This window comes from Amycolatopsis sp. NPDC089917 (assembly GCF_040684635.1).
Lineage (GTDB): Bacteria > Actinomycetota > Actinomycetes > Mycobacteriales > Pseudonocardiaceae > Amycolatopsis.
The window spans coordinates 59,742-79,192 of record NZ_JBFBGL010000025.1; the positions used below are offsets into that span (position 1 = coordinate 59,742).

Sequence of the window (19,451 nt, forward strand, 5' to 3'; positions counted from 1 at the left end):
CACTTGAACCCTACTGAAGTGGTCACTGATGGCGGACGAACGACTCTGGCGGCGCGACAAGGCCGAATTCGGCACGGGCGGTGACGTGCCGACGGGCCCGCTGTCCGAGCAGTTCGTCGAGCTCACCCGCCTGCTGCTGGCCGCGTCGACCCCGGCCCAGGTGCTCGAACAGGTCATCGACGCCGCGTATCGGGTGGTCCCGGGCGCGGATCTGGTGTCGGTGACCCTCCGGTCCCCGGACGGGACCTTCCACACCCCCGTGTCGACCGGCGAAGCCGCGTTGGAGCTCGACGAGGTGCAGTACAGCGCCGGGACCGGGCCGTGCGTCGACGCCGCCGACAGCGGCAGCCCCGGTCACGTCCGCAGCGACGATCTGGCCGTGGAGAAGCGGTGGCCGGACTTCTCCCGCGCCGCCGTCCGGCACGGCTTCACCGCGATCCTTTCCACCGTCCTGGTGCCCGACGCGAAGCCGCCGAAACTGCCCGGCGCGCTGAACATCTACAGCCATCGCCCCGACGCCTTCGACGTCCTCGCCCAGGACACCGCGCTGCTGCTGGCCACGCACGGTTCGCTCGCCCTGGCGAGCACCGGCGCCGTCAGCCGGGCGGATCTGGAGGCGAACCATCTCCGTCGGGCCGTCGAATCGCGCGACGTCATCGGGCAGGCGAAAGGGATCCTCATGCAACGGCGCGGCCTGACCGCCGACGAGGCCTTCGACCTGCTGCGCCGTACCTCCCAGGACCTCAACGTCAAACTCGCCGAGCTCGCCAAGACCCTCGCCGACCGGCACACCGAACTCGACGTCCCCTGAGCGCGTGACGGCCCCGTCGAAACGCGAGGGTCAGGCCAGGTCGAACCGGTCGAGTTCCATGACCTTCGTCCAGGCCGCGGCGAAGTCGGCGGCGAACCGCTCGCGCGCGCTCTGGCCCGCGTAGACCTCGGAAAGCGCCCGCAGCTGGGAGTTGGAGCCGAAGACGAGGTCGACCGCGGTGGCGGTCCACTTCACCTTGTCCGTCGCCACGTCGCGGATCTCGTACACGTTCTCCTCGGACTCCGACACCTTCCATCGCGTGCCGGGCGCGAGGAGGTGGGTGAAGAAGTCGTTGGTGAGCACGCCGGGCCGGTCGGTGAGGACGTCGTGCCGGGTGCCGCCGTGGTTGATCCCGAGGGAGCGCAGGCCACCGGCGAGGACGAGCTGGTTGGGCCACCAGTCCTTGTTGGGGCGCGGCCTGCCGCCCGATTTCGGGGTGGGCGCGTCGATCGCCGGGTTCTCGCTCTCGCTTCCGTGCGCTGTCACGGAGTCCGGGGCCACCGGGCAGCCCTTCTCCGGTGTGTCACTCATTTTCTTCCTTCCGGGCAGGCGAAATCATCGCTGAACGGGTTCGGCCACGCAGCCGGGGCAGACACCCCAGTAGACGACCTCCGCCTCGTCGATCGCGAATCCGTGATCGGCGGAGGCGGTGAGACAGGGGGTGTGGCCGACGGCGCAGTCGACGTCCGCGATCGCGCCGCAGGAACGGCACACGACATGGTGATGGTTGTCCCCCACCCGGGTCTCGTAGCGGGCGAGCGCGCCGGCGGGCTGGATGCGCCGGATCAGACCGGTTTCGGTGAGCGCCTTCAGGACGTCGTAGACCGCCTGGTGCGAGACCGTGGGGAGGTCGGCACGCACCAGCGTTATCACCGTTTCGGTGTCGACGTGCGGATGATCGCGCAGCACCGCGAGCACGGCCAGCCGAGGCCGCGTCACGCGCAACGAAACCGCCCGCAGCCGAGCCTCGAAGTCGGACATCACCGAAAACGATAGGAGCGTGTCTGGACTCGGTCAAATCACAGCAGGCGCGAATCCCGCGGCCGGGTCCGCCTGTTTGAAAAGGATCAACTTCGGGTAATTCAACCGGTGGGGCACGACTTCGCGCGGGGTGGATTCATGACGAACACCGGAAACGGCGGGTCGCCGCGCCGAGTCGGGACGGCCGACGTCGAGTGCCTCGAAAACGCCGTCGACGTGCTGCGCGCCTTGGACTACCGACAAGGCGGCGCCTTCAGCCGGGACGCGGTGCACGTCGTGAAAACGGTCAGTCTCCTGCTCCATTGGGGCGCCGTCCCGGGTATGCTCCGCGCCCGGTTGCTGACCGTGCTCGCCGATCTGCACAATCTGCTCGGCTGGACCGAATTCGACATCGGCCGCCGGATACCGGCGCGAATCCGGTTCGACCGCGCGCTCGATCTCGCCGCCGAAGCCGGGAACGACAATCTCGTGGCCAATATCTGCTACCGCCTCGCGCGGCTGGCTTTGCACCATCACGACGTCGAAGGCGGCCTGAGCCATCTCCGCCGCGGACAGGCCGCCGCCCACCGGTCCGGTTCCCGGCGGGCGCAGGCGATCCTGACGGTCAACGAAGCGTGGGCGCTCGCCATGGCCGGTGACGAAGGCGCCGCCCTCGCGAGCCTCGCGCGGGCGGAAAGCCAGTTCGAAGGAGCCGACACCTGGACGGCCGCGCGCCCCTGGGAAGCCTTCTTCGGCACCACGGACATGGCCGCGATGCGCGGCACCGTCCTGACCGAACTGGCCCGGACGGTCGCCTCCCGGCACAGCGGCGAGGCGATCTCCCGGCTCCGCGACGCCACCGACGGCTACGGCGCGGAAATGTCCCGCAGCCTGGCGCTCACCCTCATCATGCTCGCGCAGAACCACGCGCTCCAAGGCGATTTCGACGAGGCCGTCCGCACCGGGACCGAGGCCGTGGACCTGGCGCGCGGCCTCGGTTCCAGCCGGACGAAGGACCGGCTCGCCCCGCTGGCGGGGCTGCTGCGCGGACACGCGACCGATTCCGGGTCGCGCGACCTGCTCGACCGGATCGACTGCTATCGCGCCGCACCGGTCGCGGATCCCGCGAACCGCCGTCCGAGCAGTACGGCGGTCGCCGCGAAACCGAGGCACAGACCGGCCCAAACACCCCACCCGCCCCAAGAGAACACATAAGCGCACAGCACCATGGCGGGCACCCCGACCGCCCAGTACCCGACGAGCGTGCAGCGGAGCCCGGAGACGGTGTCGCCGAGCCCGCGCAGCAAGCCGACGAGGATGTTCTGGGTCCCCTTGCTGTACTGCTGCGCGACGGCGAACAGCAACAGGGTCGACGCGGTCCCGAGCACCACGGCGTCGGTCTCGTCGTGCAGGAACGGCCACACCAGGAACCCGGGCACCACCAGGTAGCCCAGGCTCACCACCGCCATGAACGACCACGAAAGCGTGAACGCCTGCCGGGCGATCACCGGGGCCTGACGCCGTTCGCCGTGGGCGACCGCGCGACTGACCAAAATGGACGATCCCTGCGACAGCCCGATGTTGACCTGGTAGACGATGTAGGCGAGCTGGTTCGCGACGTTCGACGCGGCGAGCATCGCCGGGCCGAAGGCGCCCATCAGCATCGTCGCGATCGACGTGATCGCGGCCTCCGACCCGTAGGTGAAACAGATCGGCGTCCCGTGACGGACGACGCGCCGCACCACCGCGGGATCCGCGCGCCAGAGCGCGAGCGACACCATGGGCCGGAGCAGCGGGTCCCGGCGGACGGCCGAGGCGAACACGGCGAGGGTGAAGAACTGGACCAGCGTCGTCGCCAGGCCGATCCCGGTGACGCCGAGTTCGGGCAGGCCCGCCCAGCCGTGGATGAAGGCCGCGTCGAGCGCGGCGTTGACCGCGATCGACACGAGGGTCACCGCGAGCAGCGACCCCGGGCGCCGCAGCCCCACGGCGAACTGCCGCAGCACGTTCAGCCACACCATCGGGAACAGCCCGCCCGCCAGCGCGAACATCATCGCCCTGGCGAGCGAGACGATCTCCGGTTTCTGGCCCAGCACCGGCAACGCCATCGCGAGTCCACAAAGGATGACCGCGCCGATCGCCGCGGTCAGGGTCGCGACGAGCAGCGCCGACCGCGAAAGCGACCGGATCTCGTCCCGCGCGCGCTCGTCGAGCCCGTCCGTCCCGGTGCGGAGTTCCCCCGCCCCGGCCGCCGCGGCCACGAGGTTCCCGACGCCGGTGACCATGCCGACGCACATCGTGCGGATCTGGTTGTAGAGCAGGATCGCCAGGCCACCGGCCGCTACCGCGGTCACGCCGAGCAGTCCGAGCATGGCCAGGTCGACGCTGGTGAGCGCGACCTGCGCGAGCTGGATGCCCGCGATCGGCGAGGCCAGCGCGACGAGCGCCCGGTAGCCGCGGGTCTCCACCGCCGTGCTCACGCGCCCACCGCCATCGCGTGGGCCGTCCTGTCGCGCGTGGCGACGCGCACGGACTCGGCGTAGGTGGTGAACCAGCGGTCCACCCGGCGGTGGGCCAGCTCGTCGAGCACTCCCCTGGCGCGCAGCCACTCGTCGTCGTAGACCGAGTCGAGATACTTCTCCCCGGCGTCGTTGCACAGCACCACGACGAGACTTCCGGCCGGATACGCGTAGAGCCGCCGGAGCGCGACATGGATCGCGCCGCCGGTGGTGCCGCCGACCAGCACGCCGGTGCGCCGGGCGACGACGCGGGCCCCGGCGAAGGCGTCGCTGTCGGACACGCGGTGGGCTTCGCCGATCACCGACCGGTCCACGTTGTCCCCGATCGGGAACCCGGCGGGGCTGCCCGCGCCGGTCTGGTGATAGATCCCCGGCGCGCCACCGAAAATGATGGATCCGACGGGTTCGACGGCCACCGCGTGCGTGCCCGCTCCCGCCGCGCGCAGGGCGCGGGCCGTCCCGCACAGCGAGCCACCGGTGCCGATGGCGGCGACGAGCACGTCGACGGAACCCAGCTGCCGCACCAGTTCCCGCGCCAGCCCGGCGTAACCGCCGCCGTTGCCGGGATGGTTGTGCTGATCGGGGTGATAGGCCCCGGTCTCGGCGGCGATCCGGGCCGCGACCCGCCGCCGCCGCACCGAGCTGACCCCGCCGTCCGACGGGCATTCGACGAACACCAGGTCCGCGCCCAGCGCGCGCAGCATCCGGAGCTTTTCGCGGGCCGCGTGATGATCGACGACGGCGGTGAACCGGTAGCCGCGTTCCAGCGCGACGAGCGCGAGCCCGTTCCCGGTGTTGCCGGAGGTGGGCTCGACGATGTGCCCGCCGGGCCGCAGCCTGCCTTCGAGTTCGGCGTCGTCGATCATCTGCCGGGCCATGCGCACCTTGCACGAACCGGTCGGGTTCAAGTGGTCGAGTTTCAGCAGGAGCCGCGTCCCGGTGCCGGTGCGCGCGAGCTCCAGCAACGGCGTCTCCCCGATCAGGTCGGACGCGCGCTGGACGATCGTCATCGGATCTCCTGGATCGGATAGTCGGTGTCGGCGTGCCAGCGGTCGCCGTCGACCACCACCTTCGGCGGCAACGGCAGCTGGTGGAAACCGCTCTCGTTCTTGTCCATCTGGTAGCCGGCCGTGCCGGGGTACACGAGCAGGTCGCCGGTCCTCGGCCGCGCGGGCAGCCCGACCACGCGCCAGGTCAGCACGTCGTACTCCATGCAGCTCGACCCCGCGACGATGGTGCGCACCGGCGTTCCGCCAGGGCCGTCCTGGCGCACGAGGACCGGATCGGGCAGGAATTCACTGCCCTTCCATTGTTCGGACAGGCTCATGGACAGGCCCGCGACCGTGGTGATCAGGTGGTCGTCGGCGGTTTTGCAGCCCAGCACCGGGAAAACCGAGAACCCGGCGCCGTCGACGAGTGCCCGGCCGGGTTCCAGCAGCAGCTCGATCCCGGCGTCGCGCAGGCGTTCCGCGAGCGGTTTCCCGGCGATCTCGTGCCGCAGGACGGCGGTGACCATGGCCGCGCCGGTCGGCGCCTGGTGGTACGGATAGGTCCGGGCCGGGTTGCGGCCGGCGTGGAACCAGCCGTCGTGCCTGCCGGACTCGAAGCGCGCCCAGGCATCGGCGTCCACATAGGACACGGCGATCCCGCCGCCGATACTGATCTTCGACGCGGGATGCCCGGACGCGCGGGCGTCCCGGCACAGCTCGATCAGGGACGCGGCGAGTTCCGCTCGCGGCACGGGGTCGTAGCCGTCCAGGTGGAACGAGAAACCGCGCAGGACGACCGGGGAGTCACACCTTCGAACGGCCGCGCTCAGGGCGTCGGGAGCGAAACCGAAGCGGCTCTCCGGCGCGGATGGCGGTCGCACGCGCAGCAGCACTTCGGCCGTCTCGCCGAGTTCGGTGGCCAGTCGCGCGACGCGTTCCAGTTCGTCGGCCGCGTCCACCGCGATGAGACAGCGATGCCGCAGGGCGAGCCAGAGGAGACCGTCCGGCTTGGCCGCGCCGGTCACCCCGATCGCCTCGCCGCGCACGCCGTTGCCCAAGGCGTGCACCAGTTCGGGCACGCTCGCGACGTCGACGCCCGTGCCGGGCCGGACGCATTCCCGCAGCCACGCGGCCGCCTTGTTCGCCTTCTTCCCGTAGTAGACGGTGCCGTCGACGCGCTCGGCGGCGAGCGCCGCGACCATTTCCCCCAGGTTTTCGGCGAAAGTGGCCGGATGGACGACGTGGAACGGGCCGCCGCCGACACCGCGGGCGATCTCCCAGAGGATCTCCGAGTCACGCAACTGGTGCGCCCAAGGACGTTCGAGCGCGGGCAGCGGCGGGGACAGGGTGTCGATCAGGTCCACAGGGCCACCTCGCGGCCGCGGCCCGCCGCGATGGCGCGGGCGGCGAGCGCGTGTGCCACCGGGATGTCGGTGATGATCATGCCGCTGCTGAAGGCGAACACCCGGTCTTCGTCGCCGCGGCGGCCGGGGGCGCGGCCGGCGAGGATCTCGGGGAGTTCGGCGTCGATCCGGAAGACGCCGTCCGGACCCGCCATCCGCTGCCCGGTCACCTCGACCTGCGCGCCGTGGGTGGCCACGGTGTGGTCCGCCTCGGCGAGCGTTCCCTCCTGGACTCCCTTGCTGGCGACCGAGATCAGCAGCCCGCCCGGCGGCAGCCAGCCGAGCCGGATCTTCGGATGCGCGGCCCTGCCGGAGGCGGCGACCACGATGTCGGACTCGCGCGCCGCGGCCTCGACGTCGTCGACGAGTTCGATCTCGCGGTCCGGGAACCGGTCCTTGAACGCGGCGACGCTGTCCCGCAGGCCGTCCGGATGCGTGCCGAACAGCCGCAGCCGTTCGAGGTCCGGCAACGCGGTGAGCAGGTACGGCAGCGTCCGGATCCCCTGCGCGCCGGTGCCGACCATGAGCGCGGAGCGAGCGCCCGGGCGGGCACAGGAACGCGCGATCAGCGCGGTGCTGGCGGGCGTGCGGGTCGCGCCGACGCGATGGCAGTCCATCAGCGCGAACGGCAGGCCGGTGGTGTCGTCGTAGAGCGTGATCGTCGTGTAGTACTTCTCCGCCGACGTGCTTCCCTGCCGGTAGCTCGTCTTGAACGCGGCCTGTTCGAGGGAACCGTCGTACCCGAGCATCGAGTACGCGACGGCGTCCCGCGCGGGATCCGGCATCGGCACCATCAGCTTCGCCGGGTTGCGCGAAGCTCCGGACGCGTAGGCCAGGTAGCCGTCTTCGACCATGGTGATCGCCTCGTGCGGGGTGAGTTCGAGGCTGTGCAGATCCGTGCGGGTGAGGATGTGCAGCGAGGGGCCGGAGTTCATGAACGCTGGACCTTTCTGGTGGGCGGGATCCGGCCGGAGCTTAATGAAAATGATTGTCTTTATCGCTAACTGTGTCCCTTGTCACGCTAAGCTGGCGCCGTGAAGAGATCTTGGAGCGCCTCGGAAAGCCGCTCACGAGCGGAAAAAGCCCACGATCTCCACGCCATCGCCCATCTCGCGCCGGATGACCGCCCACCGGGACCGGCGGGCCCGCTGGCGGGTGTCCCGATGGTCGTCAAGGACAACATCCACGTCGCGGGCATGCCGAGCACCGCGGGCACTCCGGCCCTGGCGGACCACGTCCCGCGCGAGCACGCGAGCGTGGTCCGGCGGCTGATCGACGCGGGCGCCGTCGTCGTCGGCAAGGCGACCATGCACGAACTCGCGTTCGGCATCACCTGCGACACGACGCCGGCGGGCCCGGTCCGCAACGCCCGCGACCCGTTCCGCTTCGCCGGGGGCAGCAGTGGCGGGACCGCGGTCGCCGTCGCGGCGGGCATCGTCCCGGCGGGCCTGGGCACCGACACCGGAGGCTCGGTGCGCGTCCCCGCCGCGCTCAACGGCGTTTGCGGTTTCCGGCCCACCACGGGCCGCTACCCGTCCGACGGCCTGACCCCGCTGAGCAGCACCCGGGACACGGCCGGGCCGATCGCCCGCACCGTCACCGATCTCGCGCTCCTCGACTCGGTCCTCGCGGCGGAGCGGCCGGAACCCCTGGACGGGATCCCGCCGTCGGCGGTCCGGCTGGGCGTGCCACACGGCTTCCTGACCGGCGGCCTGGAGGACGACGTCGAAGAACTGTGGGAGTCCGCGCTGGCCCGTCTGCGCGCGGAAGGCGTCGCGATGGTGCCGATCGACGACACCGCGCTCGCCGAGCTCAGCGCCGATCAGGGCATGCCCCTGGTGATCCACGAAGCGGGCGTCGGACTCCGGGCCTATCTCGAGGAGTACGTTCCCGGGGTCTCGTTCGAGCGGCTCGTCGAAGAAGTCGCCGCGGCCGACGTCCGCGAGATCTTCGCCGGCTCGGTCGTACCGGGTGTCGATCCGGCCGTCTACGAAACGGCCCTCGCCACTCGCGCGACCTTGCGCGGCACCTACGCGAGGATCTTCCGCGAGACCGGCATCGACGCGCTGGCCTTTCCCACCACACCGGCGACGGCCAAGGAGTTCTCGGCCGTCGAGAGTTTCGTGCTGCGCGGGCGGACGGTCCCGACGTCCGCGACCTTCATCCGCAACTGCCAGAACGGCAGCATCGCGGGCTTCCCCGGCTTGACCGTCCCGATGGGGCTTGACCGGAACGGCCTGCCCGCCGGACTGGCGCTCGACGGCGCGCTCGGCCAAGACCGGAAACTGCTGGCCATCGGGGCTTCCGTCGAGAGCGCCCTGGCGAATCAGCAGGATCCGATACTGGCCTGAAGCGCGTGAATGAGCGCCGCGGCGGCGGGCGGATCCGGCGGATCGCCGTACGTGACGGCGTAGATCTGGCGCGGGTCCTCGGCCAGTTCGGTGGCGTGGATACCCGCCACCCGGTGCGCGCGAAGGGCCAGCCGAGGCAGCGTCGTGACGCCCATCCGGGCGGCGACCAGCGCCTGCATGACGACCATGTCGTCGCTGACAAGGGAAATGCGCGGCGCGAACCCGGCGCGGCCGCAGATCGTGACGAGCTCGTCCTGGCACCGGCCGCAGCCGCCGATCCAGGTCGAGTCGCGATGGTCGGCGACGGTCTGCCCGGGTTCGCTGGAGATCAGGTAGACCGGGTCTTCGAGCAGATGGACCAGTCGCAGCCCCTGTTCCTCGCGCGGGGTGTCGGCGTACCGGAAGATCAGGGCGACGTCGATCTGGCCTTCCCGCAGCATGCGCAGCGCTTCGCCCGGATGTTCGTCGATCAGCCCCAGTTCGATCCCGGGATGGGCGAGGGCCAGCGCGGCGGCCGCCCCGGGAACGATCGTGCTCAGGATCGACTGGAACCCGGCCAGCCGGACCCGCCCGGCGCGCAACCCGACCTGCGCGGCCAGTTCGGCCTCGGCGCCCTCGACCCGGCCGACGATCTCGGCCGCGCGGGCGGCGAGCAGCTTCCCTTCCGGGGTGAGCCGGATTCCCCGGCCGATCCGCTGGATCAGTTTCGCGCCGGTGGCGGCTTCCAACCTCGCGAGATGGTGGCTCACCGCCGGTTGGGTGTAATGCAGTTCCTTCGCCGCCGCGGTCATCGAACCGTGTCTGGCGACAGCCGCCAGCACCGTGAGCTGGACCAGATTCAGCATACATAAAGAGTACCTATGAAAGGGAAAGAACGTCGGCATTGGACGCCCGGCGAACACCGGACCACGATGGGAAGCGACCGGAAGGAGAACACGATGACCGCCGCTTCCACCACTGTGAGACCCGGCCTCTCGGAGCTGATAAAACGGCTTCGCCTGTGCACCGGAAGAACACGTGAACCCCTTGTCACCGCACAGGCCGTGGCTTCCGTTCTCACCGAACTCCGGCCGACCACCGAACTGCTCACCGCGGCGGAACGGGAAGGGTCCGCGGCCGGGTACACCCGCAACACCTTGCACGCCGAAGCCGGCTTCTCGATCACCGCCCTGGTCTGGCGGCCCGGCCAGCGCACCGAGATCCACGACCATCTGGTGTGGTGCACTTTCCTTGTCCTGCAAGGAACCGAGACGGAGAACATCTTCGACATCGACGGCGACCGGCTGGTCCGGACAGCCCAGCGGCAGCGTCCCATCGGCTCGGTCAGCGGCGTCGCGCCGCCCGACGACATCCACCAGGTGTTCAACGCGGGCGACACCGTCGCCATCACCCTGCACGTCTACGGCGCCGATCTGAGCAAGGGAACCAGCGTGCGCCGCAATTACCAGGTGCGCAGCGCGCCGACCTACAGTTCGTGAGCGTTGCTCCATTTCGACCAAGGCGCTCGATTCGGGTCGACCAATTCTTCGCCTGATCGCCGGACGCATTCGAGCCCGGCACTGTGGTATCCGACCGATCTTTGAGAAGCGGGCAGAGGTGCCCGCACGCGGGGATTCGGGTTTATTCGACGGGTAAGGCAAAGGTGTCGCGCTCACCGCTCGCGCGCCCGCCCTCGCCTCGCTCTCGCCACCGAGCCCCGGTCCGTGAAGGCCCCCTTGAGGGACCCAGAGTCCCTCAAGGAGGCCTTCACGGACCTGGCACCGGACAGGACCCCCATCGGAGGCATCACGACAGCTCTTTTGTCACCATGGCGACACCCGCGCCCCGAAGAATCCCCTTCCCCGTGACAGTTTCGAACAAGGCTCGGGCCTCTCCGTATTTTCCACGACGCGTGCCCTCTCGCGGTTCGTTATATCTGGGAACCCGTTCCACCCCGGAACGGTTTTCCCGAGAGGACATGCGCGATGAAGCGTGGACCACAGTGGGTCGCCGGAGTTCTCGGTGCGGTGACCGCACTTCTGGTGGCTTTACCGGGGACGTCGAGTGCCGCCGTCGCCGAAGAAAGTCCTTATGCCCGCGGCCCGGCGCCGACGAAATCCGCTATCGAGGCGGACCGCGGGCCGTTCCGGACCGCCACCGAGAAGGTTCCGGCGGGACAGGGATTCGGTGGCGGCACGATCCATTATCCGACCGAAACCGGCGAGGGCACCTTCGGCGTGATCGCGGTCGCGCCCGGTTTCCTGGAATCGGAGGCGGCGATCGCCTGGTACGGCCCTCGGCTGGCGTCCCAGGGTTTCGTCGTCATCACCTTTTCGACGAAGAGCGCCTGGGACACCCCGGACAACCGGTCCGACCAGCTGCTCGCGGCGCTGCGGTACGTCACCGACAAGAGTCAGGCCAAAAGCCGCGTCGACCCGAACCGGCTCGCCGTCATGGGGCATTCGATGGGCGGCGGCGGTTCCCTGATCGCGGCCCAGAAGGCGCCGACGTTGAAGGCGGCCATCCCGTTGACGGGCTGGAACCCGAACACGACGTTCTCCGACCTGAAGGTTCCCACGTTCGTCGTCAGCGCCCAGAACGACGCGATCGCGCCGGACGGCGCGCATTCCCGCCCGTTCTACGAAAGCCTCCCGGCGTCGTTGGACAAGGCGTACCTGCTCCTGGCGGGCGCCGGCCACATGGCGCCGACACAGGCGAACGTGACCATCGCCAAGTACAGCATCTCGTGGATGAAACGGTTCGTGGACGAGGACACCAGGTACGACCAGTTCCTGTGCCCGCTTCCGGCGAACGATCCGAAGATCGCCGTCTACAAGGGAACTTGCCCGATCGGCTGAGCACACGGCCCGCTGTGACCTCCGGGGTCACAGCGGCTCGTGCCCGGCGACCCAGACGGCCAGCTGCGTCCGGTTGGTGAAACCGAGCTTGTGCGAGATGTGCTGGAGATGCGTCTCGACCGTGCGGCGGGCGATGACCAGCCGCGCCGCGATCTCCCGGTTGGCCAGCCCGGCCGCGACCAGCCGCGCGATCTCCGACTCCCGCTGCGTCAGCGGCGGCAGGACACCCTGTTCGCCGCCGGGTACGGCTTCCCGGTGCAGGACCTCGTGCGGGTTCCGCCGCTGCCCTTCGGCGAAAGCGGCGTCGAACTTCTTCTCCCCCAGGGCTTTCCGCGTGGCCTCGTGAAACGTCCGGTGGGTCGCCGAGACGGCGACGTCGGGCTCGGCGTTGCAGCGCTCCCAGAGTGTCGCGGCGGTGCCGAAGAGTTCCGCGGCGCGGCCCCAGTCCTCGCGCCGCGCGGACACCCAGGCCAGGCCGTCCACGCGGTACGCCGCCGACAGGACGTCGGAAGTGCGGAGGTCGATCTCCAGCGCGGTCCGGATGAACCGTTCGCCGTCGTCGAGATCGCCGCCGAAGCACACCTCGGCGACCCCCGACCCGAACAGCGCCATCGAGCGATACCGGCTCTCGCCCGCCTCTTCGCACAGCGACCGCATCGAGCCCAGCAACGCCCGCGCGCCCGACAGGTCCCCGCGGTAGGCCAAGGCGACTCCCTGCAGGAACATCGGATGCATCTGACGCCGGACATCGCCGCGCTCACCGAAGATCCGCACGGCCTCCGCCGCAGGGGCCAGCGAATTCGGTTCGGTGGCCAGCATCATCACGAACGCCCGCGCGTGGGCGACGTACGGCACGGCGTCGTCGTCCTCGATCGCCTCGGCGGCGGTCAGCCGCTCGCGGGCACGCGGCAGATCCGCGTGCAGCGCCGAGCAGAGGGACGCGATCGCCAGACCGCGCGCCCGCCCCGGGGCATCCGGCGGCATCTCGGCGAGCGCGCGGTCGATCCAGTCACGGGCTTCCCAGGCCGCGCCGCGAGCCAGCCAATACTCGATCACGCCGACCGCCATCTCCAGCGCCACCGGGCTTTCCCCAGGAGTGCGGAGCGACCACGACAGCGCTTCACGCAGATCGGCGTGGGCGGCGGTCAAACGCTCGTACGCCTCGTCCTGACCGGGTCCGAACCAGGTCCCGGACGCCTGCCCGATCAGCCGCGCGTAGTGGTCACGATGTTTTCTCGCCACGGCGAGCTCGTCATCGGCATCGGCGAGCCGCTGTGCGCCGTATTCGCGAAGGAGCCGCAGCATCCGGTAGTGGACCCTGTCCGCGCCGTCGACGCGGATCAATACCGATTTGTCGACCAGGCCGTCCACGGCGTCCAGCACGGCCGGCGCGGACGAGCCGCAGACGTCCTCGGCGGTGGCCAGATCGAACTGCCCGGCGAACACCGAACAGCGTGCCCAGACGGCCTGTTCGTCCGCGGTGCACAGGGAATGACTCCAGTCGAGGGTGGCGCGCAACGTCCGGTGCCGCTCGACCGGCAGCCGGAGACCGGTGGCCAGCACGGCCGAATTCCGCTCGACCCGTTCCGCGATCTGCGACGGCGACAGGACGCGGATCCGTGACGCCGCGAGTTCGATCGCCAGCGGCAACCCGTCGAGCCGGCGGCAGAGACGGACGACGTCGGCGACGTTGTCCTCGGTGACCTCGAACGACGGCAGGACGCTGCCCGCCCGCTCCGCGAACAGCCGCACCGCGCCGGACGCGAGCGCCTCCTGCGGGGTCCTGGCCTCTTCGGACGGCAAGGACAGCGGCGGGATCGCCAGCACGTGCTCACCGGCGATCCCCAGCGAGCAGCGGCTGGTGGCCAGGACCACGAGGTCCGGGCAGTCGCGCAGCGACGCCGTCACCAGCTCCGCGCTGCCGTCGAGGAGATGTTCGCAGTTGTCCAGCACCAGCAACGACCGGCGAGGACGCAGGTACGAGACCACGGCCTCCAGGTCCGTGCGCGCCGCCGTGTCGTGCAGGCCCAGGCTGTCGGCGACCGTGCGCGCGACGAGACGGTCGTCCCGCAGCTCGCTCAGTCCGGCGACCGCCACCCCGCCCGGGAAAGCCCGGGTGAGCGAACTGGCGACCTGGGCGGCCAACCGCGTCTTGCCCACCCCGCCCGCGCCGGTCAACGTGACCAGACGTCCGACGCCGAGCAGCCGTCGAACCTCGTTCTCGTCCGCCACGCGGCCGACGTAGCTCGTCAGGGGCCGCCGGACCTCACCGCCGTCCACGCGTTTCATCGCCCCTTGCGGAAGATCGCGGTCACCTGCGCGCCCTCGTCGACCTCCATCGGCCCGGCCCGCCGCCGGGTTTCGACACCGACGGCGGTCGCCAGGGCGCGGCCGTACAGATCGAGCGCGGACTCGGCCAGCGCGGTCAGATCGGTGATCGCGGCCCGGCCGCGGACCCAGCCCGTCGTGCCGATCACCACCGCCGCCACGATCGCGGGCCACCAGAACGCGCCGAGCAGCAGCGTCGGCCAGGCCCAGCTGGCGACCGTGACCGCGGCCGCGAACGCCCCGTTGGCGGCGGAGATCTCGGCGCGCGCGGTCTCCGGCATGGTGAGCCACAGGCGGGGCCACGCGAACGGAAGGTCCAGGCCGTACCGTCCGGCCGCGATCGCTTCCACGGCGTGGATCCGGTCACCCATCCACGTCGGCCTGCCCGGTCGCGCCATCGCGACCGCGTTCATCCGCGCGGAGGCACGATCGATCTTGTCCTGCACCGAGGCGCTCCGGGTCGCCGACGGCTCCGCGTCCTCCAGCTCTTGCCGTCGCCGCAGGCGACGTTCCCACCTCCGGACGCGCCGGGCGGTCAGGATCCCGCCCGGCCACCGCCCCAGCCACAGTCCGCGGGTGACGCCCGCCATGGCCTGGACGAGCAGGCCGGCACCGGCGGACGCGAGCAGCGCGACGACGAGCACGACAGCCTGCACGGTGCCCGCCCGGCCCGCGACGGACGCCGCCGCCGTCGTGAACGCCTGCGACGCCATCGACAGGTCCAGCGCGTGCGCGTGCCCCAGCCGGACTCCGACGAGCGCGCCGGCGACGAACAGCGCGCCGGGTACGAAAAGCAGGCCGACCCATCGCTGCGCGAGGGTTTTCGCCAGTTCCTTGAAGAAATCGCTCATCGAAGGCGTTTCATCGCCGAGTCGGTCAGCCTGCACCGGGGAACCGGCCCGGCGGGGACCGGCCGTTCCTCACGCGAACAATGGCCGAGCGGGCATCCGAACAGTTCCTCGTGTGCCCGTCCGGCACCGGCGCCGGGCAGTCCACCGTGCAGGGAACGGTTCCCGGTGACCGGGTCGATGCCGAAATACCGGCTGAGCAGGCCGGAAATCGGCCGGCCCTCGGCCGCCGCCCGCTCTATCCGGGCCAAGTGCGCGAGCTTCGTTTCGTCGAGCCGCGCGACCTCGGCACGCAGATTCGGCAGATCGAGGCAGAACCGTGCCACCACTTGCCGTTCGGCGTCGTCCATCCGGTTCTTCCCCGCTCTCTCCCGTGTTGGGTACGGTATCGGCTGGTGGCACATTATGAGGCGCTGAATCGCATGTCCGCGCGGTTGGCCGAATTCCAACGGTCACGCGAGCCGGGACCATTGTTCACGACGGAGGCACTCGCCGACGCGGAGGATTTGACGCCGATCGCGTTGTCCGGCACGGACGATCAGCAGGCCGCGGCCTGCCAGATCCTCGGCTGGTGGCGTTTCTTCCGTTGCTCCGTTCTGGGGACGGACGCCAAATACGCGGAGCTGGCCAACGCGCTCGTCTTCCTCACCCGGCTGGCGGATCGACCCGCGGCGCTGCCCGAGCCGGTGCGGTCGCTGATCGGCCCGGCGGCCGAGGCGAACGCGCAGGCCGAGATCGGACGCGATCTGCTGCTCGCCGGCTCGCGCTCCCCCGAGCCGCAGGTGCTCGACGCCGGGATCATGCTGCTGTCGGCGGCGACCGACGTCGGCGATCCTCGCGCCGGCAGCCGCATCGCGCTGCTGATCGTGGGTCTCCAGTGGCGTTACCGGCGCACGCACCGGATGGACGATCTGGAGCGCGCCCTCGAAACCGGGGAACGCGCGATCCGGATCCTGCCCGCGGATCACCGGGAACTCGCGGGAATCCTGTCGAACCTCGGCGTGGCGTATCGCGCCCGCTACGGGCGGACCGACGCGATACCGGATCTGACCCGCTCGATCGAACTGACGACGCGCGCGGTGGCGGCGTGTCCCGCCGGCGATCCCCAGGGCGCGGCGAGCCTGTCCAATCTCGCCGACACCTATTGCGAACGGTCGATCAGAACCGGCGATCCCGGGGATCTGAACGTCGCGATCGACTGCGCCGAACAGGCCCTGGCCCGCACGTCCGCCGGAGACCCGGAGCACGCGAGTTGCCTGGCCAGTGTCGGCGCGATCCATTTCCGCCGGTACGAACGCTTGGGCGACGTCGCCGATCTGCGGCACGCGATCGACTTCGAGGAGCGGGCCCACGCGGCGAAACCGGATCTGTTCAAGCCGCTGACCGATCTGTGCGTGCTGTATCGCGAGCGGTACCAGCGGTTCGGCGACGTCGCCGACCTGCACCGAGCCGTCGGGTCGGGTGAGCAGGCGCTGATGCTGCTGCCCGACGGCGACGCACGCCGGGGTATGCCTGCGTCGATGCTCAACCTGGCCTTTCGCCACCTCTACGAAGCGACGCGGGACTTGTCTCAGCTGCGGCGCGCGATCGACCACGGCAGGAAGGCGGTGGCGGCGAGCCCGGCCGGTTCGCCGGACCGGGCGAGCGCGCTGGGCAATCTCAGCCCCGCGCTGCAACGGCTCTACGAGCACACCGGGCTGCTGCCGGATCTCCAGCAGGCCATCGACGTCGACGAAGAAGCCCTTTCGCTGCTGCCGGAAGGTCATCCGACCCGCGTCACGTCGCTGTCCAACCTTTGCGTCGCCTATCGGAGCCGGGCCGAGCACACCGAGGCGTCCGCCGACCGCGCGCACGCCATCGAACTGGGTGAGCAGGCGCTGGCCGCCATCCCGGCGGAAGACCCGACGCGGATCGTCACCGTCCGGACGGTGTCCGCCGCGTACCGGGACCAGTACCGGCACCACGGCGACATCGCCGATCTGAACCGGGCCGTCGAACTCGCCCATCTGGCACTGGACACGCTGCCGCCCGATCACCCGACGCGGCATCGGTGCCTGTCCGAACTCAACACCGTCTACCAGCTCCGGCACCGGCATTCCGCCGACGCGGCGGACATCCGGCGCGGCATCGGGTTCCAGGAACAGGCGCTGGCGTCCCTGCCCGCCGGTCATCCCGAACTGGCCATGGTGTCCGCGAATCTCGGCCAGGCGCACCACCATTTCGCCGACACCACGGGCCATCCGGTGGACGCGGACCGCCTCGGCCCGCTCATCGGCGTGATCGTCGAAGCGGCCGCCACGGCTTCGACGACGCAGCGGGTGCGCTCTTATCACGTGGCGGGGCGGGTGGCGACCGTGCTCGGTGACCACCGCCGTGCCGCGGCTCTGCTGGACACGGCCGTCGCGCTGGTGTCGTCGCTGCCGCAGTCGGGCGCGGACTGGCGCGACCGCGAGTACCGGATCGGCCAGTACACGGGACTGGTGCGGGAAAGCATCGCCGCGCACTGCGCGGTCGACGACCCGGCGGGCGCCGTCGAGGCGGCCGAGCGCGGCCGGGGCATCCTGCTGGCCGCCGAACTCGACGTCCGGACGGACACCGTCACCGCGTCGACGTTCCCCGAACTGCGGACGGCGGCGGCCGACGGCGCGGTGGTCCTGGTCAACACGAATCTCCGCCAGGGCGAAGCGATCATCGTCACGGCCACCGGCGACCCGATCCTCGTCCGCCTGCCCGGTCTCGGCGGCCCCGGCCTGCACGAGCGGATCCAGCACCTCATCGACGTCAACCAGCGAAGCGGGCTCTCCGCCGGGATGCACCGGCGGCGGGTCATCCCGGACATCACCGGCTGGCTGTGGGACGTCGCCGTCGCCCCGATCCTGGCCGCGCTGCCCGCCGTGCAGCGGGTCTGGTGGATGCCGACCGACCTGCTCGGCCTGCTCCCGTGGCACGCCGCCGGACGTCCGGGCGAACCGGGCGCGCTGGACGCCGTCGTCTCCTCCTACACGGCGACCCTGCGCACGTTGTCCCACGCCCGGTCCCGTCCGCCGTCGGCCGAACGGCGGCAGCTCACCGTCGCCGTCCGCGACGCCCCGGGCGCGACACCGTTGCCCGCCACCGCCGTCGAAGCGGAACACCTCCACGGCGCCCACCCGGACCTGCCGCTGCTGATCGACGAACACGCCACGGCCGTCGCCGTCCTCACCGAATTGCGGAAGGCGACGTGGGCCCATTTCGCCTGTCACGCCGACGCCGATCTGCTCGTTCCGTCCCGCAGTGGAATTCAGCTCCACGACGAGATCCTGACGCTGTCCGAGATCAGCCGGCTCCGGCTGGCCGACGCCGAACTCGCCTACCTGTCCGCCTGCTCGACCGCGAATCCCGGCATCACCCAGGCCGACGAGTCGCTGCATCTGGCGTCGGCGTTCCAGCTGGCGGGCTTCCGCCACGTCATCGCGACCCTGTGGCCGATCGCCGACGACATCGCCGCCACCACCGCCCGCGAGATCTACCGGCACCTCGACGGCACGTCTTCCGCCGATTCGGCCGCCCACGCCGTCCGGCAGGCCACCCTCGACCTGCGCGCGGCGCACCCGGACCGCCCGGACCTGTGGGCCTCACTCGTCCACAACGGTCCCTGACGGAGCCGCACCGCCCTGGGGCCGAGGTCCGCGGCGGTGAAACCGCTGTCCACCACCGAAGACTTGGGCAGCGCCACCATCGCCTCCTCGTCAGGTCACCGGTGTCCCACTTGCATGCCCTGATGCTCCTCGGCGACGGCCGCGGCGCGGGCTTCAGCGCCCAGCAGGGCGGCGCGTTCCAGGTGGAGCGCGAGGATGATCTCCGGCCCGCCCTGCACACACTCGGCCATCGCGTCTGGGAAAACCGCCGGAGCAACCCGATCACGATCGTCGAGTTCACCAGGGCCGACACGATCGGGGCGCTCAAGGTGTTCGGCGACGAGGTCCTGGCGGCGTCGCAGATCGTCCACGTCCGCGCCTCCGACGCCGAACGCGCCACCCGGCTGGCCAGGCGGGGCGAGCCGCCGAAGATCTCGGTGGCAGGCCAGTCGATCGCGCTCGAAGTGTCCGACGAGGGGAAGGCGCACGTCGACGAGCAGGTCGCCGCGTTCGTCGAAGCCGTCGTGCGCCCCTATCGCGGGATCGCGTCGTAGCGGGGAAAGCACCGGCGCCCGAGGCGCTCGATATTCCATGCGCAAACGACAATACCGGTCGCCCTTTTCCGGATTATCAATGGTGCACACCTTCTATCCCGATGACAATAAGCCGCTGCCCCGATTCACTCCCGCCGCTCTTCGAGCCCGGCTTCGGGAACAACCATCTCAATGCCAGGATTTTCGTCCACACGGCCGATTCTCGCCTGACACGAAACACACTGTGTCGCCACG

General features: G+C 70.5%; 16 protein-coding genes and 1 pseudogene. 7 read left to right on the forward strand and 10 right to left on the reverse strand.

Translation table 11 applies throughout. The annotated features are described in order from the left end of the window. Nucleotides 1-28: 28 nt before the first annotated feature. The gene (locus tag AB0N89_RS19705; protein WP_364206360.1) at nucleotides 29-811 is read left to right on the forward strand and encodes a GAF and ANTAR domain-containing protein; all 783 of its coding nucleotides are present in this window, start codon (nucleotides 29-31) and stop codon (nucleotides 809-811) included. Between the two features lie 30 nt (nucleotides 812-841). Here AB0N89_RS19705 and AB0N89_RS19710 read toward each other — a convergent pair. Beyond that, nucleotides 842-1,204: pseudogene (locus AB0N89_RS19710) on the reverse strand (catalase-peroxidase); the annotation flags it as partial. A 162-nt stretch (nucleotides 1,205-1,366) separates the two neighbouring features. After that, nucleotides 1,367-1,792 (reverse strand): Fur family transcriptional regulator, encoded by a 426-nt coding sequence (locus AB0N89_RS19715; protein WP_364206362.1) that lies wholly within the window; start codon nucleotides 1,790-1,792, stop codon nucleotides 1,367-1,369. A gap of 138 nt (nucleotides 1,793-1,930) precedes the next feature. On the opposite strand from AB0N89_RS19715, the gene AB0N89_RS19720 reads away from it, so the two are divergent. After that, complete coding sequence (locus AB0N89_RS19720) at nucleotides 1,931-2,986, forward strand: hypothetical protein (RefSeq protein WP_364206364.1); 1,056 nt, start codon at nucleotides 1,931-1,933, stop codon at nucleotides 2,984-2,986. On the opposite strand, the gene AB0N89_RS19725 is transcribed toward AB0N89_RS19720, so the two are convergent. The 4 genes from AB0N89_RS19725 to AB0N89_RS19740 are packed head-to-tail and all read right to left on the reverse strand — an operon-like array spanning nucleotide 2,869 to nucleotide 7,617. Next, nucleotides 2,869-4,251, reverse strand: coding sequence for an MATE family efflux transporter (locus AB0N89_RS19725; RefSeq protein WP_364206366.1), 1,383 nt, complete (start codon nucleotides 4,249-4,251; stop codon nucleotides 2,869-2,871). The genes AB0N89_RS19720 and AB0N89_RS19725 overlap by 118 nt on opposite strands. Further along, on the reverse strand, nucleotides 4,248-5,300 hold the full coding sequence (locus AB0N89_RS19730; RefSeq protein ID WP_364206368.1) for a cysteine synthase family protein: 1,053 nt from the start codon (nucleotides 5,298-5,300) through the stop codon (nucleotides 4,248-4,250). The genes AB0N89_RS19725 and AB0N89_RS19730 overlap by 4 nt, the downstream gene beginning before the upstream one ends. Further along, nucleotides 5,297-6,643, reverse strand: coding sequence for a Y4yA family PLP-dependent enzyme (locus AB0N89_RS19735; protein ID WP_364206370.1), 1,347 nt, complete (start codon nucleotides 6,641-6,643; stop codon nucleotides 5,297-5,299). Before AB0N89_RS19735 ends, AB0N89_RS19730 begins: the two co-directional genes overlap by 4 nt. Next, entirely contained in the window at nucleotides 6,634-7,617 is a 984-nt protein-coding gene (locus AB0N89_RS19740; RefSeq protein WP_364206372.1) for an ornithine cyclodeaminase, read from the reverse strand. The genes AB0N89_RS19735 and AB0N89_RS19740 overlap by 10 nt, the downstream gene beginning before the upstream one ends. Before the next feature lie 99 nt (nucleotides 7,618-7,716). Here AB0N89_RS19740 and AB0N89_RS19745 point away from each other — a divergent pair, with 99 nt between their 5' ends. Further along, on the forward strand, nucleotides 7,717-9,033 hold the full coding sequence (locus AB0N89_RS19745) for an amidase family protein (protein WP_364206374.1): 1,317 nt from the start codon (nucleotides 7,717-7,719) through the stop codon (nucleotides 9,031-9,033). Here AB0N89_RS19745 and AB0N89_RS19750 read toward each other — a convergent pair. Continuing rightward, nucleotides 9,009-9,878, reverse strand: a complete 870-nt coding sequence (locus AB0N89_RS19750) for a LysR family transcriptional regulator (protein ID WP_364206376.1) — start codon at nucleotides 9,876-9,878, stop codon at nucleotides 9,009-9,011. The two genes, AB0N89_RS19745 and AB0N89_RS19750, sit on opposite strands and share 25 nt — an antisense overlap. A gap of 198 nt (nucleotides 9,879-10,076) precedes the next feature. Between AB0N89_RS19750 and AB0N89_RS19755 the strand changes: the two genes are divergently transcribed. Together AB0N89_RS19755 and AB0N89_RS19760 are read left to right on the forward strand one after the other, a co-directional pair. Next, on the forward strand, nucleotides 10,077-10,511 hold the full coding sequence (locus AB0N89_RS19755; RefSeq protein WP_364206378.1) for a cysteine dioxygenase family protein: 435 nt from the start codon (nucleotides 10,077-10,079) through the stop codon (nucleotides 10,509-10,511). Nucleotides 10,512-10,997: 486 nt separating this feature from the next. Continuing rightward, nucleotides 10,998-11,870, forward strand: coding sequence for a dienelactone hydrolase family protein (locus tag AB0N89_RS19760; protein WP_364206380.1), 873 nt, complete (start codon nucleotides 10,998-11,000; stop codon nucleotides 11,868-11,870). Nucleotides 11,871-11,897: 27 nt separating this feature from the next. Here AB0N89_RS19760 and AB0N89_RS19765 read toward each other — a convergent pair whose 3' ends face one another. The 3 genes from AB0N89_RS19765 to AB0N89_RS19775 are packed head-to-tail and all read right to left on the reverse strand — an operon-like array spanning nucleotide 11,898 to nucleotide 15,396. Beyond that, nucleotides 11,898-14,159 (reverse strand): LuxR C-terminal-related transcriptional regulator, encoded by a 2,262-nt coding sequence (locus AB0N89_RS19765; RefSeq protein WP_364206382.1) that lies wholly within the window; start codon nucleotides 14,157-14,159, stop codon nucleotides 11,898-11,900. Further along, nucleotides 14,156-15,049, reverse strand: coding sequence for a hypothetical protein (locus AB0N89_RS19770; protein WP_364206384.1), 894 nt, complete (start codon nucleotides 15,047-15,049; stop codon nucleotides 14,156-14,158). The genes AB0N89_RS19765 and AB0N89_RS19770 overlap by 4 nt, the downstream gene beginning before the upstream one ends. Beyond that, on the reverse strand, nucleotides 15,046-15,396 hold the full coding sequence (locus tag AB0N89_RS19775; RefSeq protein WP_364206386.1) for a hypothetical protein: 351 nt from the start codon (nucleotides 15,394-15,396) through the stop codon (nucleotides 15,046-15,048). The genes AB0N89_RS19770 and AB0N89_RS19775 overlap by 4 nt, the downstream gene beginning before the upstream one ends. A gap of 45 nt (nucleotides 15,397-15,441) precedes the next feature. Between AB0N89_RS19775 and AB0N89_RS19780 the strand changes: the two genes are divergently transcribed. Together AB0N89_RS19780 and AB0N89_RS19785 are read left to right on the forward strand one after the other, a co-directional pair. Beyond that, on the forward strand, nucleotides 15,442-18,684 hold the full coding sequence (locus AB0N89_RS19780) for a CHAT domain-containing protein (protein WP_364206388.1): 3,243 nt from the start codon (nucleotides 15,442-15,444) through the stop codon (nucleotides 18,682-18,684). A gap of 122 nt (nucleotides 18,685-18,806) precedes the next feature. Next, complete coding sequence (locus AB0N89_RS19785) at nucleotides 18,807-19,217, forward strand: hypothetical protein (RefSeq protein WP_364206390.1); 411 nt, start codon at nucleotides 18,807-18,809, stop codon at nucleotides 19,215-19,217. Nucleotides 19,218-19,451: the final 234 nt, after the last annotated feature.

What these genes read in the sequence shown, in the direction of transcription:
- AB0N89_RS19705 (WP_364206360.1), top strand. Translation starts at nt 29, where the DNA reads ATGGCGGACGAACGACTCTGGCGGCGCGACAAGGCCGAATTCGGCACG.
- AB0N89_RS19715 (WP_364206362.1), bottom strand. Translation starts at nt 1,792, where the DNA reads ATGTCCGACTTCGAGGCTCGGCTGCGGGCGGTTTCGTTGCGCGTGACG.
- AB0N89_RS19720 (WP_364206364.1), top strand. Translation starts at nt 1,931, where the DNA reads ATGACGAACACCGGAAACGGCGGGTCGCCGCGCCGAGTCGGGACGGCC.
- AB0N89_RS19730 (WP_364206368.1), bottom strand. Translation starts at nt 5,300, where the DNA reads ATGACGATCGTCCAGCGCGCGTCCGACCTGATCGGGGAGACGCCGTTG.
- AB0N89_RS19740 (WP_364206372.1), bottom strand. Translation starts at nt 7,617, where the DNA reads ATGAACTCCGGCCCCTCGCTGCACATCCTCACCCGCACGGATCTGCAC.
- AB0N89_RS19750 (WP_364206376.1), bottom strand. Translation starts at nt 9,878, where the DNA reads ATGCTGAATCTGGTCCAGCTCACGGTGCTGGCGGCTGTCGCCAGACAC.
- AB0N89_RS19760 (WP_364206380.1), top strand. Translation starts at nt 10,998, where the DNA reads ATGAAGCGTGGACCACAGTGGGTCGCCGGAGTTCTCGGTGCGGTGACC.
- AB0N89_RS19765 (WP_364206382.1), bottom strand. Translation starts at nt 14,159, where the DNA reads ATGAAACGCGTGGACGGCGGTGAGGTCCGGCGGCCCCTGACGAGCTAC.
- AB0N89_RS19770 (WP_364206384.1), bottom strand. Translation starts at nt 15,049, where the DNA reads ATGAGCGATTTCTTCAAGGAACTGGCGAAAACCCTCGCGCAGCGATGG.
- AB0N89_RS19775 (WP_364206386.1), bottom strand. Translation starts at nt 15,396, where the DNA reads ATGGACGACGCCGAACGGCAAGTGGTGGCACGGTTCTGCCTCGATCTG.
- AB0N89_RS19785 (WP_364206390.1), top strand. Translation starts at nt 18,807, where the DNA reads ATGCTCCTCGGCGACGGCCGCGGCGCGGGCTTCAGCGCCCAGCAGGGC.